The 18498-nt window shown below is 70.7% G+C and carries 17 protein-coding genes; 6 read left to right on the top strand and 11 right to left on the bottom strand.

Features of this window, described 5'->3' with window-relative positions:
- Positions 1-39: 39 nt before the first annotated feature.
- The 3 genes from ACPXB1_RS02465 to ACPXB1_RS02455 are packed head-to-tail and all read right to left on the bottom strand — an operon-like array spanning position 40 to position 3286.
- Positions 40-948, bottom strand: a complete 909-nt coding sequence (locus ACPXB1_RS02465) for an ABC transporter permease (protein WP_425734727.1) — start codon at positions 946-948, stop codon at positions 40-42.
- The gene (locus ACPXB1_RS02460; RefSeq protein ID WP_425734771.1) at positions 945-2096 is read right to left on the bottom strand and encodes an ABC transporter ATP-binding protein; all 1152 of its coding nucleotides are present in this window, start codon (positions 2094-2096) and stop codon (positions 945-947) included. Before ACPXB1_RS02460 ends, ACPXB1_RS02465 begins: the two co-directional genes overlap by 4 nt.
- A 5-nt stretch (positions 2097-2101) precedes the next feature.
- The gene (locus ACPXB1_RS02455; RefSeq protein ID WP_425734726.1) at positions 2102-3286 is read right to left on the bottom strand and encodes an ABC transporter substrate-binding protein; all 1185 of its coding nucleotides are present in this window, start codon (positions 3284-3286) and stop codon (positions 2102-2104) included.
- 162 nt (positions 3287-3448) lie between these two features.
- Here ACPXB1_RS02455 and ACPXB1_RS02450 point away from each other — a divergent pair, with 162 nt between their 5' ends.
- The 3 genes from ACPXB1_RS02450 to ACPXB1_RS02440 all read left to right on the top strand — a co-directional run bounded on the left by ACPXB1_RS02450 (position 3449) and on the right by ACPXB1_RS02440 (position 7099).
- Positions 3449-3961, top strand: coding sequence for an Lrp/AsnC family transcriptional regulator (locus ACPXB1_RS02450; RefSeq protein WP_053658609.1), 513 nt, complete (start codon positions 3449-3451; stop codon positions 3959-3961).
- 400 nt (positions 3962-4361) lie between these two features.
- Positions 4362-5708, top strand: coding sequence for an aspartate aminotransferase family protein (locus tag ACPXB1_RS02445; RefSeq protein ID WP_355597296.1), 1347 nt, complete (start codon positions 4362-4364; stop codon positions 5706-5708).
- Positions 5693-7099 carry an NAD(P)/FAD-dependent oxidoreductase gene (locus ACPXB1_RS02440; protein WP_355597294.1) on the top strand — a complete coding sequence of 469 codons (1407 nt, stop codon included), beginning with the start codon at positions 5693-5695 and terminating at the stop codon, positions 7097-7099. The genes ACPXB1_RS02445 and ACPXB1_RS02440 overlap by 16 nt, the downstream gene beginning before the upstream one ends.
- A 5-nt stretch (positions 7100-7104) precedes the next feature.
- Here the strand turns inward: ACPXB1_RS02440 and ACPXB1_RS02435 are convergent, their stop codons facing one another.
- Complete coding sequence (locus ACPXB1_RS02435; RefSeq protein ID WP_053658603.1) at positions 7105-7470, bottom strand: DUF3499 domain-containing protein; 366 nt, start codon at positions 7468-7470, stop codon at positions 7105-7107.
- Between the two features lie 153 nt (positions 7471-7623).
- On the opposite strand from ACPXB1_RS02435, the gene ACPXB1_RS02430 reads away from it, so the two are divergent.
- The gene (locus ACPXB1_RS02430) at positions 7624-8073 is read left to right on the top strand and encodes a metallopeptidase family protein (protein WP_007455785.1); all 450 of its coding nucleotides are present in this window, start codon (positions 7624-7626) and stop codon (positions 8071-8073) included.
- Positions 8074-8145: 72 nt separating this feature from the next.
- Here the strand turns inward: ACPXB1_RS02430 and ACPXB1_RS02425 are convergent, their stop codons facing one another.
- The 6 genes from ACPXB1_RS02425 to ACPXB1_RS02400 all read right to left on the bottom strand — a co-directional run bounded on the left by ACPXB1_RS02425 (position 8146) and on the right by ACPXB1_RS02400 (position 15016).
- Positions 8146-8403, bottom strand: coding sequence for a WhiB family transcriptional regulator (locus ACPXB1_RS02425; RefSeq protein WP_007455784.1), 258 nt, complete (start codon positions 8401-8403; stop codon positions 8146-8148).
- 468 nt (positions 8404-8871) lie between these two features.
- Positions 8872-9201, bottom strand: coding sequence for a phospholipase (locus ACPXB1_RS02420; protein WP_355597292.1), 330 nt, complete (start codon positions 9199-9201; stop codon positions 8872-8874).
- 20 nt (positions 9202-9221) lie between these two features.
- The gene (locus ACPXB1_RS02415) at positions 9222-10616 is read right to left on the bottom strand and encodes a DUF4331 domain-containing protein (RefSeq protein ID WP_355597290.1); all 1395 of its coding nucleotides are present in this window, start codon (positions 10614-10616) and stop codon (positions 9222-9224) included.
- A gap of 55 nt (positions 10617-10671) precedes the next feature.
- On the bottom strand, positions 10672-10950 hold the full coding sequence (locus ACPXB1_RS02410) for a hypothetical protein (protein ID WP_425734725.1): 279 nt from the start codon (positions 10948-10950) through the stop codon (positions 10672-10674).
- A 161-nt stretch (positions 10951-11111) separates the two neighbouring features.
- Complete coding sequence (locus ACPXB1_RS02405) at positions 11112-13655, bottom strand: bifunctional FO biosynthesis protein CofGH (protein WP_355597288.1); 2544 nt, start codon at positions 13653-13655, stop codon at positions 11112-11114.
- A gap of 146 nt (positions 13656-13801) precedes the next feature.
- On the bottom strand, positions 13802-15016 hold the full coding sequence (locus ACPXB1_RS02400; protein ID WP_355597286.1) for a hypothetical protein: 1215 nt from the start codon (positions 15014-15016) through the stop codon (positions 13802-13804).
- A 98-nt stretch (positions 15017-15114) separates the two neighbouring features.
- Between ACPXB1_RS02400 and cofD the strand changes: the two genes are divergently transcribed.
- The gene (gene cofD, locus ACPXB1_RS02395; RefSeq protein ID WP_355597284.1) at positions 15115-16062 is read left to right on the top strand and encodes a 2-phospho-L-lactate transferase; all 948 of its coding nucleotides are present in this window, start codon (positions 15115-15117) and stop codon (positions 16060-16062) included.
- Positions 16059-17147: a coenzyme F420-0:L-glutamate ligase gene (locus ACPXB1_RS02390; RefSeq protein WP_355597282.1), complete on the top strand. Its 1089-nt coding sequence runs from the start codon at positions 16059-16061 to the stop codon at positions 17145-17147. The genes cofD and ACPXB1_RS02390 overlap by 4 nt, the downstream gene beginning before the upstream one ends.
- 74 nt (positions 17148-17221) lie before the next feature.
- Here ACPXB1_RS02390 and ACPXB1_RS02385 read toward each other — a convergent pair whose 3' ends face one another.
- A complete protein-coding gene (locus ACPXB1_RS02385) occupies positions 17222-18211 on the bottom strand; it encodes an ArsR/SmtB family transcription factor (RefSeq protein ID WP_355597280.1) in 990 nt (329 codons plus the stop codon).
- Positions 18212-18498: the final 287 nt, after the last annotated feature.

The raw sequence follows: 18498 nt of genomic DNA, 5'->3' as shown, positions 1-18498 counted from the left end.
CGACTGCGGGGCTCCGCTGCGCTGCACTCCTCGCGCTCATCACAACACCTCGTCCGTGCCGGCCCTGCGCAGATACCCGAAGACCACAGCGAGGATCGCCGCCATCAGCAGGAACGACAGCGCGGCGCCCTGCGGGTAGTCCAGCCGCACCAGGAACGCCGAGTCGATGACGTTGCCGATCATGTACTCGTTGGGGGTACCGAGCAGTTCGGCATTGATGTAGTCGCCGCTGGCCGGAATGAAGAACAGCAACGTGCCGGCGACGAGGCCGGGCATGGACAGCGGCAGCGTCACCCGGCGGAACGCCTGCACCGGGCTCGCGTACAGGTCACTCGCCGCCTCCAGCAGCCGGTGGTCCAGCCGCTCCAGGCTCGCGTACAGCGGCAGCACCAGAAACGGCAGGAAGTTGTACGTCAGCCCGAGCACCACGGCGAACGGGGTGGCAAGCAGTCGACCGTCCGGGCCGAGCAGGTGTACGTCCCGCAGCAGGCCGACAAGCGCACCGTTGTCCGACAGGATCGTCTTCCAGGCCAGTGTGCGGACCAGGAAGCTTGTGAACATCGGCGCGACCACACACACCAGCAGCAGGTTCTTCCACCGGCCGGCCTTCTGCGCGATGGCGTACGCCAGCGGGTAGCCCAGCAGCAGCGCCAGCACCAGGGCCACGAAGGCGTAGCCGAACGAGCGCAAAAACTGCGGCCAGTACGCCTGCACCACGTCCGGGTAGTTGCCGAACGCCCACGTCATCGCGTAGCCGGTGGAAAGCGAACCGTTGGGGTCGTACAGGCTCGCGGCGGCGAGTTGCAGCAGCGGCACACCGAAGAACACCAGCAGCCAGGCCGCACCGGGCAGCAGCAACAGGTACGGCAGCAGCCGGTACCGCCCGGGCCGAGGCGCCGGTGGTGGGGCCGGAGCCTTCCCCGATCTGGTGGGCGCCAGAAGGGTCATGACGACGCGCCGACCGGCTCGTCGAGAACCGGCGTGGTCCGGTCGGTGTCGGCGGCGTCGCGGGGCAGCAGGAAAGCGTGCCGCGGATCCCAGTACGCCACCGCTTCGCTGCCGACCGCCACCTGAGCCGAGGTTCCGCTGTTCGCCGCGAAGACCGACAGTTCGGTGCCCCAGCCGGTGCGCAGCAGGTACTGCGTGCTGACCCCCACGTAGGAGGCATCGGTGACGACCCCTGTGACGTGCTGATGGCCGGCGGGCACCTGGTCGGCGGAGCCGACCAGGTGGAGCTTCTCCGGGCGTACCCCAAGGTGGACCGGACCTCGGTCGGCCCGGACCCGGCCGGCGGGCACCGAGAAACGCGCGCCGTGCGCCGTCACCGCGACCTCTTCGCCGCTGGTCCCGGCGGCCTCGGCGGCGAGCAGGTTGGACTGGCCGAGGAAGTTCGCCACGAACGCGGTGGCCGGGAACTCGTAGATGTCGGCCGGGGCGCCGAGCTGTTCGATACGGCCGGCGTTCATCACCGCTACGGTGTCGGCCATCGTCATGGCCTCCTCCTGGTCGTGCGTCACGTGCACGAAGGTGATGCCCACCTCGGTCTGGATCCGCTTCAGCTCGATCTGCATCTGCCGGCGCAGCTTCAGGTCGAGTGCGCCCAGCGGCTCGTCGAGCAGCAGCACCTGCGGCTGGTTGATCAGCGCACGGGCCAGCGCGACCCGCTGCTGCTGGCCGCCGGAGAGCTGGGCCGGGCGGCGATCGCCGAAGCCGTCGAGCTGCACCAGTGACAGCATCCGCAGGACCTCGTCGTTTACCGAGCGGATCCCGCGCCGACGCAGCCCGAAGGCCACGTTCTCGAAGATGCTCAGGTGTGGAAAGAGCGCGTAGCTCTGGAACACCGTGTTGACTGGCCGTTTGTACGGCCGCAGCCGGGCGATGTCGCGGTCGCCGAGCAGCACCTGACCGCTCGTCGGCTCCTCCAGCCCGGCGATCATCCGCAGGGTGGTGGTCTTGCCGCAGCCGGACGCGCCGAGCAGCGCGAAGAACGACCCCTGTTCGATGCTGAGGCTGAGATCGTCGACGGCGGTGAAGATGCCGAAGCGCTTGGTGAGGTTGGCAAGGCGCAGGTCGCCCGCCGGTGTCTCGCGCGCCATTCCCGTCACGCCCCGATGACCTGCTGGAACTTGCCTTCGTACTCTTTCTCCTGCTTCTCGTCCAGGGTCATGAACACCTTGGACTTCGACAGCAGCGCCTCGTCGGGGAAGATCAGCGGGTTGGCGGCGAGCTCGGGGTCGATCTTCTCCATCTCGGCCTGGGCGCCCTTGACCGGGCAGATGTAGTTGACGTACGCGGCGAGCTTCGCGGCGACGGCCGGCTCGTAGTAGTAGTTGATCAGGGCCTCGGCGTTGCCCTTGTGGGTGGCCTTGTTGGGAACCATCATGTTGTCGCTGAACAGCATCGCGCCGGAGTCGGGGGCGACGAACTGCACCTTCGGGTTGTCACCGGCGAGCTGGATGACGTCGCCGGACCAGCCGATGCACGCAGCGATGTCGCCCTTGGCCAGGTCGGGTGCGTAGTCGTTGCCGGTGAACTTGCGGATCTGTCCGGAGTCGACTGCCTTCTTGAGCTTGTTGAGCGCGTCGTCGAACTGGGCGCTCGTGAAGTTCGACGGATCGTGGCCGCCCGCGCCGAGCAGCAGGCCCATGGTGTCGCGCATCTCGCTGAGCGCCGTCACCTTGCCCTTGAGGTCGGGCCGGGTCAGCAGCTCGTCGACGGTCCGCAGCTCCTTCGTGACGCTGCCGTTGTACGCCAACCCGGCGAGGCCGGACTGCCACGGGATGGCGATCCGGTTCTCGGCGTCGAAGGAGCGGCTGACAAGCGACGGCAACAGGTTTGCCTGGACATTCGGGATCTTCGCCGGGTCGAGCTTCTGGATCCAGCCGAGCCGGATCATCCGCGCCGCCATCCAGTCGGTCAGGACGATGATGTCCCGGTCGGTGCTCTGGCAGGCGGCTAGCTGATTCTGGACCTTGCCGAAGAACTCGTTGTTGTCGTTGATGTCCTCGGTGTAGGTGACCTGGATTCCGCTCTTCGCGATGAACCCGTCCAGGCTGGGCCTCTTGGACTCGTCAGCTTCGTCGACGTCCATGTACTGCGGCCAGTTGGAGAAGGCAAGCTTCTTCTCGGTGCCGGACAGGTCCTCGCTGACGCAGCCGGCCTCGGTCTGCTGCGCACCCTTGGTGCCGCAGCCTGCGAGGCTGCCGCCCGCGGCCAGCAGAGCGGCGGAACCGAGAGTGCCGGTGAGCAGTCCACGCCGGGAGAGGGGCCGAAAGGGGGTACGCATGACGACTCCTAGGGGGGTCAGTGCCATGGACGACTGATCCTGGCATGAGGAAACCTCTCTTACAAGGGATTCCGTTGTGGGAATAGCGATGCACGACGAAATACGCCAGACTGCGCGGTGATACACGCGCGACATCACGATTCGGGACATGGGGAGCGCACGATGACGAACCGGCAGCACGAAAACGGCAGCGGCGGCCGACGCGTCGCTGTGCGTGACGGCGCCAATCACGCTCTGCTTGACGATGTGGCCAAGCAGATCATCGAACAGCTCCAGGAGGACGGCCGCCGGCCGTACGCCACGATCGGCAAGGCGGTAGGACTCTCCGAGGCGGCGGTCCGCCAGCGGGTGCAACGGCTCCTCGACTCCGGCGTCATGCAGATCGTCGCCGTGACCGACCCCCTCCAACTGGGCTTCCCCCGCCAGGCAATGATCGGCCTGCGTACCGACGGCGACTTGGAGTCCGTGGCCGACCGGCTCGCCGAACTCGACGAGGTCGACTACGTGGTCATCACCGCCGGCTCGTTCGACCTGCTCACCGAGGTGGTCTGCCGCAACGACGACCACCTCCTGGAGATCCTGCAACGGCTACGTGCCGTGCCCGGCGTGGTCTCCACCGAGGCGTTCGTCTACCTCAAGCTCCGCAAGCAGACCTACACCTGGGGTACGGCCTGAAGCCCACGCCGCCCCTTTGCTCGATCCGCGGCTGATCCATTCGACAGCGCCGACCTGACCCGGACCGGGTAGGCACCGCTCACGTCCTTTGCTCTGCTTCAACCGGCGCAACACCCCGTGTCCGAATACCGGACGCGCGCTGGTGCGTCCGTTGAAGCAGAGCAAAGGATGCCGAACAGGGGTCAGCGGGCGACCGCCGGGCATTGAGCGGGCGACGACGGGCAGGGCTGACACTCGGTGCGGATTCCGTCGTTCCCAGGTCTCTTTCTCGCCGAATCCGTCGCCATTGAGCCTCCACGCTACTGATCGCACTTGCCATTCCGGGCTCGGCTGTGCGATAACCGTGGTCAGAGCGGCCGGTCTCACCTCGTCGACCGGCCCGACGACCGATGGGGCTGACATGGCCAACGCCACCGACCACCTCTGGATGCACTTCACCAGGATGGCGAGCTACTCCGCCGGTGAGGTGCCGACAATCGTGCGCGGCGAGGGCGCGTACGTGTGGGACGCGCAGGGCCGCCGCTACCTCGACGGGCTCGCCGGGCTCTTCGTCGTCAACGCCGGCCACGGTCGCACGGAGCTGGCCGAGGCCGCCGCCAAGCAGGCCGGCGAGCTCGCCTACTTCCCGCTCTGGTCGTACGCCCACCCGAAGGCCGTCGAGCTGGCCGAGAAGATCGCCTCGCTCACCCCCGGCGACCTGAACCGGGTCTTCTTCACCACCGGCGGTTCGGAGGCGGTGGAGGCGGCGTGGAAACTGGCCCGTGCCTACTTCAAGCGCACCGGCAGGCCCAACAAGTACAAGGTGGTCAGCCGGTACATCGCGTACCACGGCACCTCGATGGGCGCCCTGTCGATCACCGGCCTGCCCGGCATCAAGAGCGACTTCGAGCCGCTGGTGCCCGGCGGGATCAAGGTGCCGAACACCAACTTCTACCGGGCGCCCGAGCACGGCGACGATCCCGAGGCGTTCGGCCGCTGGGCCGCCGACGAGATCGGCCGGGCCATCGAGCGGGAAGGGCCGGACACTGTCGCCGCGGTCTTCCTGGAGCCGGTGCAGAACTCCGGCGGCTGCTTCCCACCGCCCCCCGGCTACTTCGAGCGGGTCCGGGAGATCTGCGACGCGTACGACGTGCTTCTCGTCTCCGACGAGGTGATCTGCTCCTGGGGCCGGCTGGGCGAATACTTCGGCGCGGTGCGCTACGGCTTCCAGCCGGACATCATCACCACCGCCAAGGGCATCACCTCCGGATACGCCCCGCTCGGCGCGATGATCGCCAGCGACCGGCTGATGGAGCCGTTCCTCACCGAGACCGGAATGTTCGCCCACGGGGTGACGTTCGGCGGCCACCCGGTCTCCTGCGCGGTGGCCCTGGCCAACCTTGAGGTCTTCGCCCGCGAGGACCTCATCGGCCACGTACGGGCCAACGAGGGCTCCTTCCGGGCCACCCTGGAGAAGCTGTACGACCTGCCGATCGTCGGCGACGTCCGGGGCGACGGCTACTTCTACGGCATCGAGTTGGTCAAGGACAAAACGTCGCGGGAGACCTTCGACGAGGCCGAGTCGGAGCGGCTGCTGCGCGGCTTCCTTTCCACAGCGTTGTTCCAGGCGGGCCTCTACTGCCGGGCCGACGACCGGGGTGACCCCGTCATCCAGCTCGCGCCGCCGCTGATCGCCGACCAGCGGCACTTCGACGAGATCGAGCAGATCCTGCGCGCGGTGCTCACCGAGGCATGGACGCGGCTCTGAACGGCGACCCCGCCGAGGGCTACCGGGGCCTGTCGTACTGGCTGTCCACGTTGGACGGGCCGCTGGCCCCACGGCCCGCGCTGGCAGGTGACACCGACGCCGACGTGGTGATCGTGGGCGCCGGCTACACCGGGCTGTGGACGGCGTACCACCTGGCCCGCGCGGACCCTGCGCTGCGTGTCACGGTGCTGGAGAAGGAGATCGCCGGGTACGGCGCGTCCGGCCGCAACGGCGGCTGGTGCTCCGCGCTGTTCCCCACGTCGCTGACCGGGCTGGCCCGTCGACACGGCCGGGACGCCGCCGTCGCCATGCAGCGGGCGCTGCACGGGACGGTGCGCGAGGTCGACCAGGTGGTCACGGCGGAGGGCATCGACTGCGACTGGGCCGACGGGGGCACTGTCACACTGGCCCGCACCGGTCCGCAGTTCGCCCGGGCGCGGGCCGCCGTGGGCGAGGCCCGCGCGTTCGGCTTCGGCCCGGAGCACCTGAGGGTCCTCGACGCCGAGGAGGCCGCCGCCCGCTGCGCCGCCGAGGGGGTACGCGGTGGGACGTACACCCCGCACTGCGCGGCAGTGCACCCGGCGAAGCTGGTCCGGGGTCTCGCCCGCGCTGTGGAGCGGCTCGGGGTGACCATCCACGAGGGCACCCCTGTCGTCGCGATCCGGGCCGGCTCGGCGGTGACGGCGTCCGGAACGGTGCGGGCGCCGGTGGTGGTCCGGGCCACCGAGGCGTACACGTCCACGTTGCCCGGTCAGCGGCGCACCGTGGCGCCTGTGTACTCGCTGATGGTGGCCACCGAGCCGCTCACCGACGAGACGTGGGCACGGATCGGGCTGGCCCGGCGGGAGACGTTCACCGACCTCGGGCACATGATCATCTACGGCCAGCGCACCGCCGACGGGCGGCTGGCCTTCGGCGGACGCGGTGCGCCGTACCACTTCGGGTCCCGGGTCCGGCCCGGCTACGACCGGGAGCCACGGGTCTTCGCCGCGCTGCGACGTACCCTCGGGAGGCTCTTCCCGGTGCTCGGCCCGGACGTGCCGGTGACACACACCTGGGGTGGCCCGCTGGGCGTGGCCCGGGACTGGGCCGCCTCGGTCGGTTTCGACAGGGCCAGCGGGCTGGCCTGGGCGGGCGGCTACGTCGGGGACGGGGTCGGCTCCAGCAACCTCGCCGGCCGCACGCTTGCCGACCTGATCCGTGGCCAGCGCACCGAGCTGACCACACTGCCCTGGGTCAACCACCGCTCGCCCCGCTGGGAACCGGAGCCACTGCGCTGGCTGGCGGTGAACGCCGGCCTACGGATCATGACCGGCGCCGACGAGGCCGAAGCCCGCAACGGGCGACCGTCGCGCCGGGCCGCCGCGTTCTCCCGACTCCTGGGGCACTGACCGGGTCAGTGGTTGGGCGGGATCACCCGGAGGTGGCCTCGGCGGCCGGTCTGGTGGGGGTTCTCGTGGTGCTGGTCGGGCTCCGGGGGGCGGGGAGCCGGGCGGGCGGCCTCGCGGACCGCCTCGGCCAGCGCGACCAGGTCGTCGGTGGTGGGCGGGGGCGGCTCGAACTCTCCCTCGTGCCGGACCACGTCCCAGCCTCGCGGCGCGGTCAGGCTGCGGGCGTGCGGCTCGCACAGGTCGTACGTGTGCGGCTCGGCGAACGCCGCCAACGGGCCCACGACCGCCGTCGACTCGTTGTAGACATAGGTCAATGTGGCGACCGCTTGCCGGGGGCAGCCGTTACGGGAGCAGCGCCGTGGTGACCTCACGGCGGCAGGGTATCCCCATTACCGGGTCCGGCGCATCGCTTCGCGTTGCGACACGCCCGTCGTGGTGATCACAATTCAGGGCCTCGCGCCGCGCCGCGCCACGGGAGCGGCGCTGCCGCTGACCGGCCCCGAGCGGGGGCTACCCTTTGCCTCATGACGAGCCCGGAACACCGCCGCCCCGGCCCCGGCCGGCGAGCGCACCGCGACCGGCACGGGCGTGGCCTGCGCGGGCGTCTGGTGCCGGCGACGGTCCCGCTGGCCCGCACCAAGGCCGAGGTCTTCGACGACCTGGTCCTGGACACCGTCGAGACGTTGGAGCGGCGGTTCGCCAAGGAGCTGGCCGGCGTCGAGTTCGCGGTCGAGGACGTCCCGCCGGATCTGAACGTCTACGACTCCGACGTGCTGGAGGACGGCGAGGTGCCGCTGGCCCGGCTCCTGCCGGGCCGTCCCGGTCGCCAGGAGGTACCACCACGGATCGTGTTGTACCGGCGACCGTTGGAGTTCCGGGCGATGGACCGCGAGGATCTCGCGGACCTCGTCCATGACGTGATCATCGAACAGGTCGCCAACCTGCTCGGTGTCGACCCCGACGAGTTGGCCTGAGCGGCCCCGGCCGGGGTGACCTGCCGTACGGCGGCTGAGTCGGGCGGCCCCCACCGCCCCGACCCACACCGCTCAAGCGGCTCGCCGCTTCAACTTGCGCCGCTCCCGCTCCGATAGCCCACCCCAGATGCCGAAACGCTCGTCGTGGCCCAGGGCGTATTCGAGGCATTCAGTCTTGACCTCGCAGCGCGAGCAGATCCGCTTCGCCTCCCGGGTCGAGCCGCCCTTCTCGGGAAAGAACGCTTCGGGGTCGGTCTGCGAGCACAGGGCCCGCTCCTGCCACTCCGGCGCGTTTCCGAGCAGGTCGGCCACCTCTAGCTGGCCGTCCATCAAATGCCTCCTTGTCGCGCACCGGCGTCATCGCCGCTGCAACCCCCCACGCGAAAGGCGTGCTTGTCCGTCCGGTCCGGTTTTGTTGCGTTCCGTGCGAACAACCCCATTCAAATTACACGCGTGTAATGCGTGCGCCGTCAAGCCAAACTTGATAATGGAGTCGCCCTCCCGACAGCCCCGGCCGGCCACCAGGACCGCCCGGCCTCGCAACCTGCCCTATCGATTCAGACCCCGGCCGAGTAACGCCCTCTCCGGCGAGTTGCCCGACTTTTCTGCCGTGGCGCACCGCCGACGAAGGACTGTCACCGCGACATCGACCATGGCCGCCGACCCCTCTCCACGAAGCTGATCTTGGTGGGGGACAGGTTAACGCGGCACGGCGCGGACTGCCCGTCAAGCCGTCGACAGCGATCACGCCCCGTCCACGATGTGGACGGGGCGTGATCGGAAAACGGTGGGGTACGGTCAGCCGGCAGGCCGAAAACCGCTGCTGGGCCAGACGAATTCCGCTATCCCTCCACCGTGGACAGAAACGGTGCCGACGGAAGTGTCGCCGTCCCACCAGACGGTATAAATCCCGGCGGGCAGATCGGGATAGACCGCACTGTGGAACGACCCGTCGCGCACCCGGCGTTCCCGCACCGCCGAGTGGACCCGCCGTTCGCCGTCCCGGCTGATCTCGATCTCCCGGCCGTGCAGATCCCGGCCGGTGTAGACGATCAGGGCACCGGTGTCGCCGCCCAGATCGAGGACGACACTCCCGATCTCCGAGGGCCCGTACGCGTGCTCGTGCATCAGCCGCTCCCCCGCGCCGGTCAGGCCGACGCCGGCGGGTTGTTGAACCCGTCGTACGGCGTACCCAGGTAGGGGAAGTTCGCGAGGAACGGCGCCGTCACGTCGGCCGCGCTCAACCCGGGCGTCACCGCCGCGGCCGCCGCATCCGGACGGAACGTCTTGTCGACGAGCGGAACCGTCACACCGGCGATCGCCCGCAGCGCGATGCTGACCACGTCGTCGCCGACCCGGCGCCCGTTCGGATAGCCGGCCAGATCGCCGCCGAGCACCCCGAACCGGTCCGGACGCCGAGTGGGCGGGATCGCTGTGTTGAGCCGCAACATGTCGGCCCGCACGTCGCCTGTGGCGTTGGTGAAGCCGTCGATCAGGCCCGCCGGCACACCGGTGAGCAGGATCGCCACCAGGTCCGCCCGCGCCTTCTTGGCCTTTGTGAGCTTGTCCAGGTTGGGAAAGACGTCCGGGTAGAGCGCCGGCAGCAGTGCGGCCAACTCCGGCTGCTCGACGAACTGCGCGAACCGCTTGTCCTCCGAGGGTGGCAGCGTGTTCCACAGGTCCTTCTTGGACATCGGGACGACGACCTCGTTGAACAGCGGATTACCCAGCCGCGAGACCTGGGTGAACGGGCCCGTCGACGTGTCCGCTGCCACCCTGTCACCGAGCACCCGGACCTGCCGGCGCGACGCCGAGGTCCACACCCCGATCACCGAGGCGGCGTCGGCCGCGCCGTACCTGTTGGCCCGCCGCCGCACCTGCTTCAGCGGCACCTGCACGGCGATGCTGTGCACGTTCATCCGGTCGGTGGCGTTTACCGGCTCCCCCTCGGCCTTGAAGATCCTCTTGCCCGCCACGTGCAGCTGCTGGAACGGCCGCAGCGTGCCGAGGTCGAAGATCGCTCCCAGGTCGACGAAGAAGCCGTCCGCCCGCTGGCCGGCGAACACCCGCTCCCCCGTGGACAGCGTGTAGGTGGCCTGCCGGACCAGGTCGGCGTACTTCGGGGTGGACAGCGGGCCGACATTGCACGGCGGGCAGGGCAGTTTGTGCGCGAGCCGGTGCTCCCGGCCGTCGACCACCCGGGTCAGGCTGTAGAACTGCCGACGGTTCCAGTTCTTGCTGTCCAGGGAGTCGATCGGGCCGGTGTTGTAGAGAAAACTGTTCGGATTGGTGATCTCGGTGGTGAATTCGAACCGGTAGGTGATGTCCGGACGGCCGTCACCGTCGTTGTCGATATGGATCTCGTACCGCACGTCGTCGCCGAACTCGAAGAAGTTCGGCCCTCCCGACGGGAGCTGCAACGGCACGTAGTTGGCGATCAGCGTGACAGTGTCAGGTTTGTCGGGGCTGACGAACGCGTAAAGGTCGGAGCTATCGGCGACCGGATCCTTGGCTATTTCCGGGGCCTCGCGGTGGGAAGACATGGCGGACCAACCTCACTGGGCGGGAAGCAGGGGCGGGAGGGCGAGACGTCGAGGGTCAGCGCCGGGCAGCGCGACGCACCCGGTCCGCCAGGCCGCGGTCGCGCACCTCGATCCGGGATTCACCGACGAAGACGTCCATCGTTCCGGAGGCGGCGTCGCGCAGGTGCACGACGATCGGCTCGTCGGCCCGACCCGCCGCACCTGGCGCGTTCTGCGCGGCCGACAGACCCGGCACGGTGAGCGCGGCCGCGCCGAGGGTGGCGCTGGCCGCGGCGGTCAACGTCTGCCTGCGGGTCAGTCGCGGCCACTGCCGCTTCCGCTGATCACTGGTCATGGGCAACCTTTCCGGCTGCGGCGCGAACGCGCCCGCGGGGGACGGACGGGTCCGGTGCCGCCGACCGACGCCGCCGGGCCCTGGGGGACACCGGCGGCGGTCCTCGCCGCGACCGCCACCGGCATCGCTTGGTACGGCCGGCGACGGGAAAAGGTTCGACCTCAGCGGCGAAGGTGACCGTACGCGGTCGTACGCTTGCGCGCCGGTCGTCCGGCCGCCGTGGCGATGGCCCGCAACTGCTCCTCGGTACGCGCCGAGCCGTTGTCGGAGCCCGCCATCCGGGAGATGGTCTCCTCCATCAACGTGCCGCCCAGGTCGTTGCAGCCACCCTGGAGCATTGCCACAGTGCCCTCGTCGCCGAGCTTCACCCAGGAGCACTGGATGTTGTCGATCCGGCCGTGCAGCAGCAGCCGGGACATCGCGTGCACGACCCGGTTCTCCCGCCACGTCGGCCCGGGACGGGCGATGCCGGCCAGATAGATCGGGGCGTTCGTGTGCACGAACGGCAGCGCCACGAACTCGGTGAACCCGCCGGTGCGGTCCTGCACCCCGGCCAGCACCCGGAAGTGCGCCAGCCACTGCCCGGGATGGTCGACGTGGCCGTACATCATCGTGGAGCTGGACCGGATGCCAAGCTCGTGGGCGGTGCTGACCACATCGACCCAGGCGGCGGCCGGGAGTTTGCCCTTTGTCAACACCCAGCGCACGTCGTCGTCGAGGATCTCCGCGGCGGTGCCCGGAATGGTGTCCAGGCCCGCCTCGCGTAGTTGGGTCAGCCACTCGCGGACCGGCACGCCGGCCTTGGCGGCGGCGGTGACGATCTCCATGGGGGAGAACGCGTGCACGTGCATGCCCGGCACCCGCGCCTTTACCGCCCGCACGATGTCGGCGTACCCGGTGACCGGCATCTTCGGGTCGATGCCACCCTGGAGGCACACCTCGCTGGCGCCGGCCGCCCACGCCTCCTCGGCCCGGTCGGCGACCTGCTCGACGGAGAGCCGGTACGCGTCGGCGTCACGCTCCCGCTGGGCGAAGGCACAGAAGCGGCAGCCCACGTAGCAGACGTTGCTGAAGTTGATGTTGCGGTTGACCACGTAGGTGACGTCGTCGCCGACCGTGTCGCGGCGCACGTCGTCGGCGAGCCGGCACAACTCGTCCAACGCCGGCCCGTCCGCCCCGAACAACGCGAGCGCGGCATCGGTGTGCGCGGGATCCAGCAGCGCGGCCGGGTCGTCAGCGGCGAGCCGCAGCCCGGCCCGCAAGTCGCGGTCCGCGCCGCTCCCGGCCGTCACCGGCGGTACGTCCGCACGCCGCGCCGCAGCCTCCGGGGTGACCTTGCCGGCCACCTCGGCCCAGTCGCCGTAGACGCTGTCGAAGTCACCCCGCCGATCCTCGGTCCGGCCCGTGGTGTCGATCGTGGCGTGCAGGTCGGTACGCCCGCCGAACATCTCCTCCGGCTCCTGCCACGCACGCCCCTGCGGGATGGCCGACTCGACGGCCAGACCCGACGTCGGGTCGGCCAGGGCGCCGACGTGCGGCAGCAGCCGTGGGTCAAGCCACGGGTCACCGGCGCGGACGTACTCGGGGTAGATGGTCAGCCGCTCCCGCAGCGTGAACCCGGCCAGCTCGGTGTGCCGGGCCAGCTCCTCGATCTGCGGCCAGGGACGCTCCGGGTTGACGTGGTCCGGGGTGAGCGGGGACACACCACCCCAGTCGTCGATGCCGGCCCGCAGCAGCAGGGCGTACTCCCCTGCGATGAGGTTCGGCGGTGCCTGGATGCGGGCCTTCGGGCCGAGCAGAAGCCGGGCCACCGCCACAGTGGCGGCGAGGTCGTGCAGCTCCGCGTCGGGCATGCCCCGCATCGCCGTGTCCGGCTTGGCGCGGAAGTTCTGCACGATCACCTCCTGGAGGTGGCCGTACTCCCGGTGCGCGCGGCGGATCGCGAACAGCGCGTCCACCCGCTCGGCCGGGGTCTCGCCGATGCCGATGAGGATGCCGGTGGTGAACGGCACCCCGACGCGGCCGGCGTCGTCGAGCACCCGCAGCCGGACCGCCGGCTCCTTGTCGGGCGAGCCGTAGTGCGGGCCGCCCGGCTCGGACCAGAGCCGGGTCGCCGTGGTCTCCAACATCATGCCCATGCTCGGCGCGACCGGCTTGAGCCGTTGCAGCTCCGACCAGGACAGCACCCCCGGGTTGAGGTGCGGCAGCAGGCCGGTCTCCTCGAGCACCGCCACCGCGCACGCCCGCAGGTAGTCGAGGGTGGAGTCGTAGCCGCGCTCGTCCAGCCAGCTCCGCGCCGCCGGCCAACGCTCCTCCGGCCGGTCACCGAGGGTGAACAGGGCCTCCTTGCAGCCCAGTGCCGCGCCCTCCCGGGCGATGGCCAGCACCTCGTCGCGGTCCAGGAACGGCGCCGGCAGCCGGTGCGGCACGGTGGCGAACGTGCAGTAGTGGCAGCGGTCCCGGCAGAGCCGGGTCAGCGGAATGAAGACCTTCTTCGAGTACGTGACGACACCCGGCCGGCCAGCCTCACGCAGCCCGGCGTCGCGGATCCCACCTGCGGTGCGCAGCAGCTCGTCAAGCGCGTCACCACGGGCCGACAGCAGCGCTGTCGCCTCATCGACGTCAAGCGACCGCCCGGTCGCGGCCCGGCCCAGGGCCCGTCGGACGCTCGCCTCGCTCGGGCCGGAGTGGGTGCGATCAACCATCCGCCCAGCCTAGGCGCTGCATTGCGCCGCCCCCGGTCCCGCCCCCACCGGCCCCAGCCCTTTGATCATGACGAAGCCGCCCTCGATCTCGATGCGTCAGGGCAACAACTTCATGATCGACCGGGTGGGGGCCGGCGGTGGGTGGCTCAGCGGGGTTGGGTGGGGTGCTCGCCCGGGTTGAGATACTGGGTGCGGTCGGTGTCCCCGTCGGCCGGGCGCGAGATCGCCTCGGTCGGGTCGGCGGACTCACGCGAGATCGCCTGGGTCGGGTCGGCCGACTGGTGGGAGATCGGCTCGGTCTCATCGGCCGACTGGCGGGACATCGCCTGGGTCGGGTCGGCGGACTGGCGCGGGATCGCCTGGGTCGGGTCGGCCGACGGCGGCTGCCCGAACGGCGGCGCGGGAGGCGCCGACTGCGGGGCCGGCGGCGCCGACTGCGGGGCGGCGTTCACCGGCGGCGCGGACTGCGGTGCGGTCGGGAACGGCGGCCCGGACTGCGGGAACGGCGGGGCCGACTGAGGGGCCGGCGGCGCAGACTGCGGGAACGGCGGCGCCGACTGCGGAGCCGACTGGAAGGCCGGCGCGGACTGGCCGTACTGGCCCGGGAACTGCGCCTGCGGCTGGCCGCCAGGCTGACCCGGAGCCGGCCAACCATCCTGCTGCTGACCACCCTGCTGACCCGGCCAACCGCCCTGCGGCTGACCGCCAGGCTGACCCGGAGCCGGCCAACCATCCTGCTGCTGGCCTCCCTGCTGACCCGGAGCCGGCCAGCCGCCCTGGGGCTGGCCGCCCTGCTGACCCTGGGCCGGCCAACCGCCCTGCTGCTGCGGCCAGCCCGGCTGCGGCTGCCCGTAGACACCCGGCTGGGACTTCGGCTTGGGCACGTAGAAGAGCTTGCGCCAGATGGTGAAGACCACCCAGGCGGCGACACCGAAGATGACCAGCCAGGAGAACCGGCTCAACACGCCGAGCAGCGCGTCGAGGATCTCCGCTTCGGCGAGCCGACCCACCGTCCAGATCAACATGGTGAGGGTGCCGAACAGCACGCTGAGCGCGTACTCGACAAGGGCCACCTGCGTGATCAGCTTCGCCTTCGGCACGATCGGCGAGATGTGGGTGGCCAACACCACTGCCAGCAGCGGCAGGACCACGGCCTCCACGCCGATGAACGTGAAGAAGGCACCGCCGGCACGGTCGGTGAGGTCGACGTAGTCGTTCGGAGTGAAGAGCCGGATCAGACCCACGAAGAGGAACACGGCGTTGGCGCCGAGCAAGGCGAGCGCACCCAGCTCGCGTAGTGGCTTGGTCTGCTGGCGGGCCTGGGCCGCGTCGGTGGACGCGGGCTCGGCAGGGCTGGTCACGAACTCCCCCTCGGGGCGTAATCGGACAGGGCGCACGTGAGCCTAGTCTCCCCGGGCATCGGCGGAGTGGAGGCGTCGCGTACGCGAGGATGGTCGGCATGCGCATCGTGGTTCTGGCCGGCGGCATCGGCGGCGCTCGGTTCCTGCTCGGCGTCCGGGCGTACGCCCGCGAGGTCGGCGCCGACGTGACCGCCGTGGTGAACGTCGGCGACGATCTGTGGCTGCACGGGTTGAAGGTCTGTCCCGACCTGGACAGCGTCATGTACACCCTCGGCGGCGGGGCCGACCCCGAGCGGGGCTGGGGCCGGGTCGGCGAGAGCTGGACGGTCAAGGAGGAGTTGGCGGCGTACGGGGCGGAACCGACCTGGTTCGGCCTCGGCGACAAGGACATCGCCACCCACCTGGTACGCACCACGATGCTCAACGGCGGCTACCCGCTGAGCGCGGTCACCGAAGCGTTGGCGACCCGCTGGCAGCCCGGCGTACGCCTGCTGCCGGCCACCGACGACCGGCTGGAGACCCACGCCGTCGTCAGTGACGGCGACGGCCAACGGGCGATCCACTTCCAGGAGTGGTGGGTGCGGTACCGGGCAGACATCCTCACCCACCGCTTCGTCTTCGTCGGCGCGGAAACGGCGAAGCCCGCGCCCGGTGTGCTGGAGGCGATCGGGTCGGCCGACCTGGTGCTGATCGCGCCGAGCAACCCGGTGGTGAGCGTCGCGCCGGTGCTGGCCGTACCGGGGATGCGTGAGGCGGTGGTGGACGGCCCGGCGCCGGTGGTGGGTGTTTCGCCGATCATCGGTGGGGCTCCGGTACGCGGGATGGCCGACCGTTGTCTCGACGTGCTTGGCGTCGAGTGCAGTGCGGCCGGGGTGGGCCGGCTCTACGGGGGTCGGCCGGCCGGTGGGCTGCTGGACGGCTGGCTGGTGGCCGAGGAGGACGCGGGCGCCCTGGTGCCGGAGGCGACGGTCCGCGCCCTGCCGCTGCGGATGACCGACGAGGCGGCGACGGCGGCGATGGTCCGCGCCGCGGTGGAGTTGACATGAGGCTGGAAATCCTGCCGGTGCTGGGCATCGGCCACGTGACCGAGGGCGACGACCTGGCGGCGCTGATCGCCACCGCCGCGCCCTGGCTGCGCGACGGCGACGTACTGGTGGTCACCAGCAAGATCGTCTCCAAGGCGGAGGGACGGCTTGTCGACGTCCCCGCCGACGGCCCCGAGCGGCTCACCGCGCGCGACGAGGTGCTTGCCGGAGAGACCGCGCGGGTGGTGGCCAGCCGGGGGGCGACCCGCATCGTGCAGACCCACCACGGCTTCGTGATGGCGTCCGCCGGGATCGACGCGTCGAACGTGGACAAGACCCAACTGGTGCTGCTGCCGGTGGACCCGGACGCGTCGGCCCGCGAGCTGCGGGCGGCGTTGCAGCAGCGGTACGACCTGGACGTCGCAGTGATCATCAGCGACACGATGGGCCGGCCGTGGCGCAACGGACTGACCGACGTCGCGCTCGGGGTGGCCGGGATGCCGGCGATCCGTGACCACCGGGGCGAGATCGACCCGTACGGCAACGAGCTGCAACTGACGCAGATGGCAGTGGTGGACGAGTTGGCCGGCGCCGGTGAACTCATCAAGGGCAAGTGCGACCAGGTGCCGGTGGCGGTGGTGCGGGGCTACCTGTCCGCCGCCGACGACGCCGACTCCGTCGGGGCGAAGGCGCTGGTCCGCGACGCCGCGCAGGATCTCTTCTCGCTCGGCACCGCCGAGGCCCGCGCCGCCGGGCTGGCCGACGCCGCCGCCCTTGTCGACTCGCTGAGCCCGACGCCGCCCGAGCCCGCTGCGGTGCGACGGGCGATCGAGGCGGTCGCCGAGGTGATCGCCCCCGGTACGGCCTTCACGCTGATCGACGAGACGGAGTCGCGCGCCGGTCTGATCGCCACCGTCCCCGACTGGCCGGATGACGCCACCGCCCTGGTGCTTGGCACTGCACCGACCCCTGTCGAGCCGGTCGACCTGGTCCGGTTCGGCGCAGACCTGCACCGGCTGCGCGTCGCCCTGGCCGCCGAGGGCATCGGGTCGACGCTGCTGCCCCCGCCCGCCGGCAGCCCAGCCAGCGCCACACTCGCCCTATAGGTCGGGCCTGTCCGTCCGCAGCCGTCACGGTTCGGCCGGCCGCGTGGCCTCGCGGGTCGGGCCTCCGGGCGGGGTCAGGCGTCCAGGACGGCGCGGCCGAGTGGGGTCAGCGTGTGCAGCACTGTGTTGCGGTCGCGGTGACTGACAAGCAGGCCGGCGTTGCGCAGCACTGTGGCGTGCTGGCTGGCGGCCGCCGCTGAGATGTCGAGCCGGCGGGCCACCTCGCCGGTGGTGCAGCCGTCGCCGCTGGCCTGCAACACGGCGGCCCTGGTCCGGCCGAGCAACGCCGCAAGCGACTCGCTGGTGGCCCCCGGCGCGGTGCCGTTGATCGAGGCCAGCGCGCCCAGGCGGTCCACCGGATAGACAAGGACCGGCGGCAGCTCCGGATCGAGCAGGGCGACAGGCGTGCTCGCGCAGAAGAACGACGGCACCAGCAGCAGGCCCCGGCCGCCGAGGTGCAGTTCCCGGCTGTGCGGGTAGTCGCGCACCTCCAGCACCCCGTCCTCCCAGCGCATGGCCGGCCGAAGGCTTGTCAACAGCCCTTCCATGCCCCCGTCGAGCAGGGCTCGCGTCCGGCGGGTGCGGTCCGCCGCCACCGCGGCCTGGATCCGGCCCCAGTACGGGCTGATCGCCAACGACCGGTACTGCTCCATCGAATCGGCCAGGTGTCGCAGCGCCTCGGCGTCGCCCCGGCCCAGGGCGGCAGCCGAGGAGGGCAGCGGAGTCTCGGCGGCCAGCAGGTTCAGGTCCCGCTGCAACAGCTGCGCCGGGGTGCTGCGGACCGCGTCCAGCCCGGCCTCGAAGCCGTCGCGGCTGGCGTACGGGGTGAGGAAGTCCGGGAAGTAGCCGCGCGGCGGGTTCAGTGCGAACAGCAGCCGGAGTTGATCGGAAGCGGCATCCTGGCGCAGATCGCGGGCAACGGCACGCCGCCAGGTCGAGGTCAGCGGATCACGGGTGCGGCCCCGCAACACGTGCAGGCTGAGAACCAACTCCCAGACCGGGTCCGCTGTCGGCGCCACCCGGGTCCGGAGGATGTCCTCGCCAGAGAAGTAGATCTTCAGCATGGGAACTCCCGTGTCGCCAGCAGAGGGATGCCGGGTGACCGCTCGACTCTACCTGGCCGGCAGTTATCTCCGTTTTTAAGTCTGAACTGAAAGACCTCGACGACTCCGGGGCCAGTTAGGCATGCTTCCAGATGCCCGAGCACACACCGGCACGCCTGCCGGCGCGTTGAGCCGGGCAGCCCGATGATCGGGCGGCACCACGAGGGTCTGCGGCCCTTGCTCCGCAGAGGTGCCGTCCGGTCATCCGTCGGCGCATCACCGGCGGCCGAGGCGACCAAATCCGACGC

Source organism: Micromonospora sp. DT68 (assembly GCF_049847245.1).
GTDB lineage: Bacteria > Actinomycetota > Actinomycetes > Mycobacteriales > Micromonosporaceae > Micromonospora > Micromonospora profundi.
Note: the sequence above shows the minus strand (reverse complement) of the source record. Positions and strands in the feature narration are given on the sequence as shown.

Excerpts from the sequence above, each read along its gene's own strand:
- ACPXB1_RS02420 (WP_355597292.1), bottom strand. The coding sequence starts at position 9,201 with ATGCACGAGCACGCGTACGGGCCCTCGGAGATCGGGAGTGTCGTCCTC.
- ACPXB1_RS02440 (WP_355597294.1), top strand. The coding sequence starts at position 5,693 with ATGGACGCGGCTCTGAACGGCGACCCCGCCGAGGGCTACCGGGGCCTG.
- cofD (WP_355597284.1), top strand. The coding sequence starts at position 15,115 with ATGCGCATCGTGGTTCTGGCCGGCGGCATCGGCGGCGCTCGGTTCCTG.
- ACPXB1_RS02465 (WP_425734727.1), bottom strand. The coding sequence starts at position 948 with ATGACCCTTCTGGCGCCCACCAGATCGGGGAAGGCTCCGGCCCCACCA.
- ACPXB1_RS02410 (WP_425734725.1), bottom strand. The coding sequence starts at position 10,950 with ATGACCAGTGATCAGCGGAAGCGGCAGTGGCCGCGACTGACCCGCAGG.
- ACPXB1_RS02405 (WP_355597288.1), bottom strand. The coding sequence starts at position 13,655 with ATGGTTGATCGCACCCACTCCGGCCCGAGCGAGGCGAGCGTCCGACGG.
- ACPXB1_RS02385 (WP_355597280.1), bottom strand. The coding sequence starts at position 18,211 with ATGCTGAAGATCTACTTCTCTGGCGAGGACATCCTCCGGACCCGGGTG.
- ACPXB1_RS02445 (WP_355597296.1), top strand. The coding sequence starts at position 4,362 with ATGGCCAACGCCACCGACCACCTCTGGATGCACTTCACCAGGATGGCG.
- ACPXB1_RS02455 (WP_425734726.1), bottom strand. The coding sequence starts at position 3,286 with ATGCGTACCCCCTTTCGGCCCCTCTCCCGGCGTGGACTGCTCACCGGC.
- ACPXB1_RS02415 (WP_355597290.1), bottom strand. The coding sequence starts at position 10,616 with ATGTCTTCCCACCGCGAGGCCCCGGAAATAGCCAAGGATCCGGTCGCC.
- ACPXB1_RS02450 (WP_053658609.1), top strand. The coding sequence starts at position 3,449 with ATGACGAACCGGCAGCACGAAAACGGCAGCGGCGGCCGACGCGTCGCT.
- ACPXB1_RS02430 (WP_007455785.1), top strand. The coding sequence starts at position 7,624 with ATGACGAGCCCGGAACACCGCCGCCCCGGCCCCGGCCGGCGAGCGCAC.
- ACPXB1_RS02425 (WP_007455784.1), bottom strand. The coding sequence starts at position 8,403 with ATGGACGGCCAGCTAGAGGTGGCCGACCTGCTCGGAAACGCGCCGGAG.
- ACPXB1_RS02460 (WP_425734771.1), bottom strand. The coding sequence starts at position 2,096 with ATGGCGCGCGAGACACCGGCGGGCGACCTGCGCCTTGCCAACCTCACC.
- ACPXB1_RS02390 (WP_355597282.1), top strand. The coding sequence starts at position 16,059 with ATGAGGCTGGAAATCCTGCCGGTGCTGGGCATCGGCCACGTGACCGAG.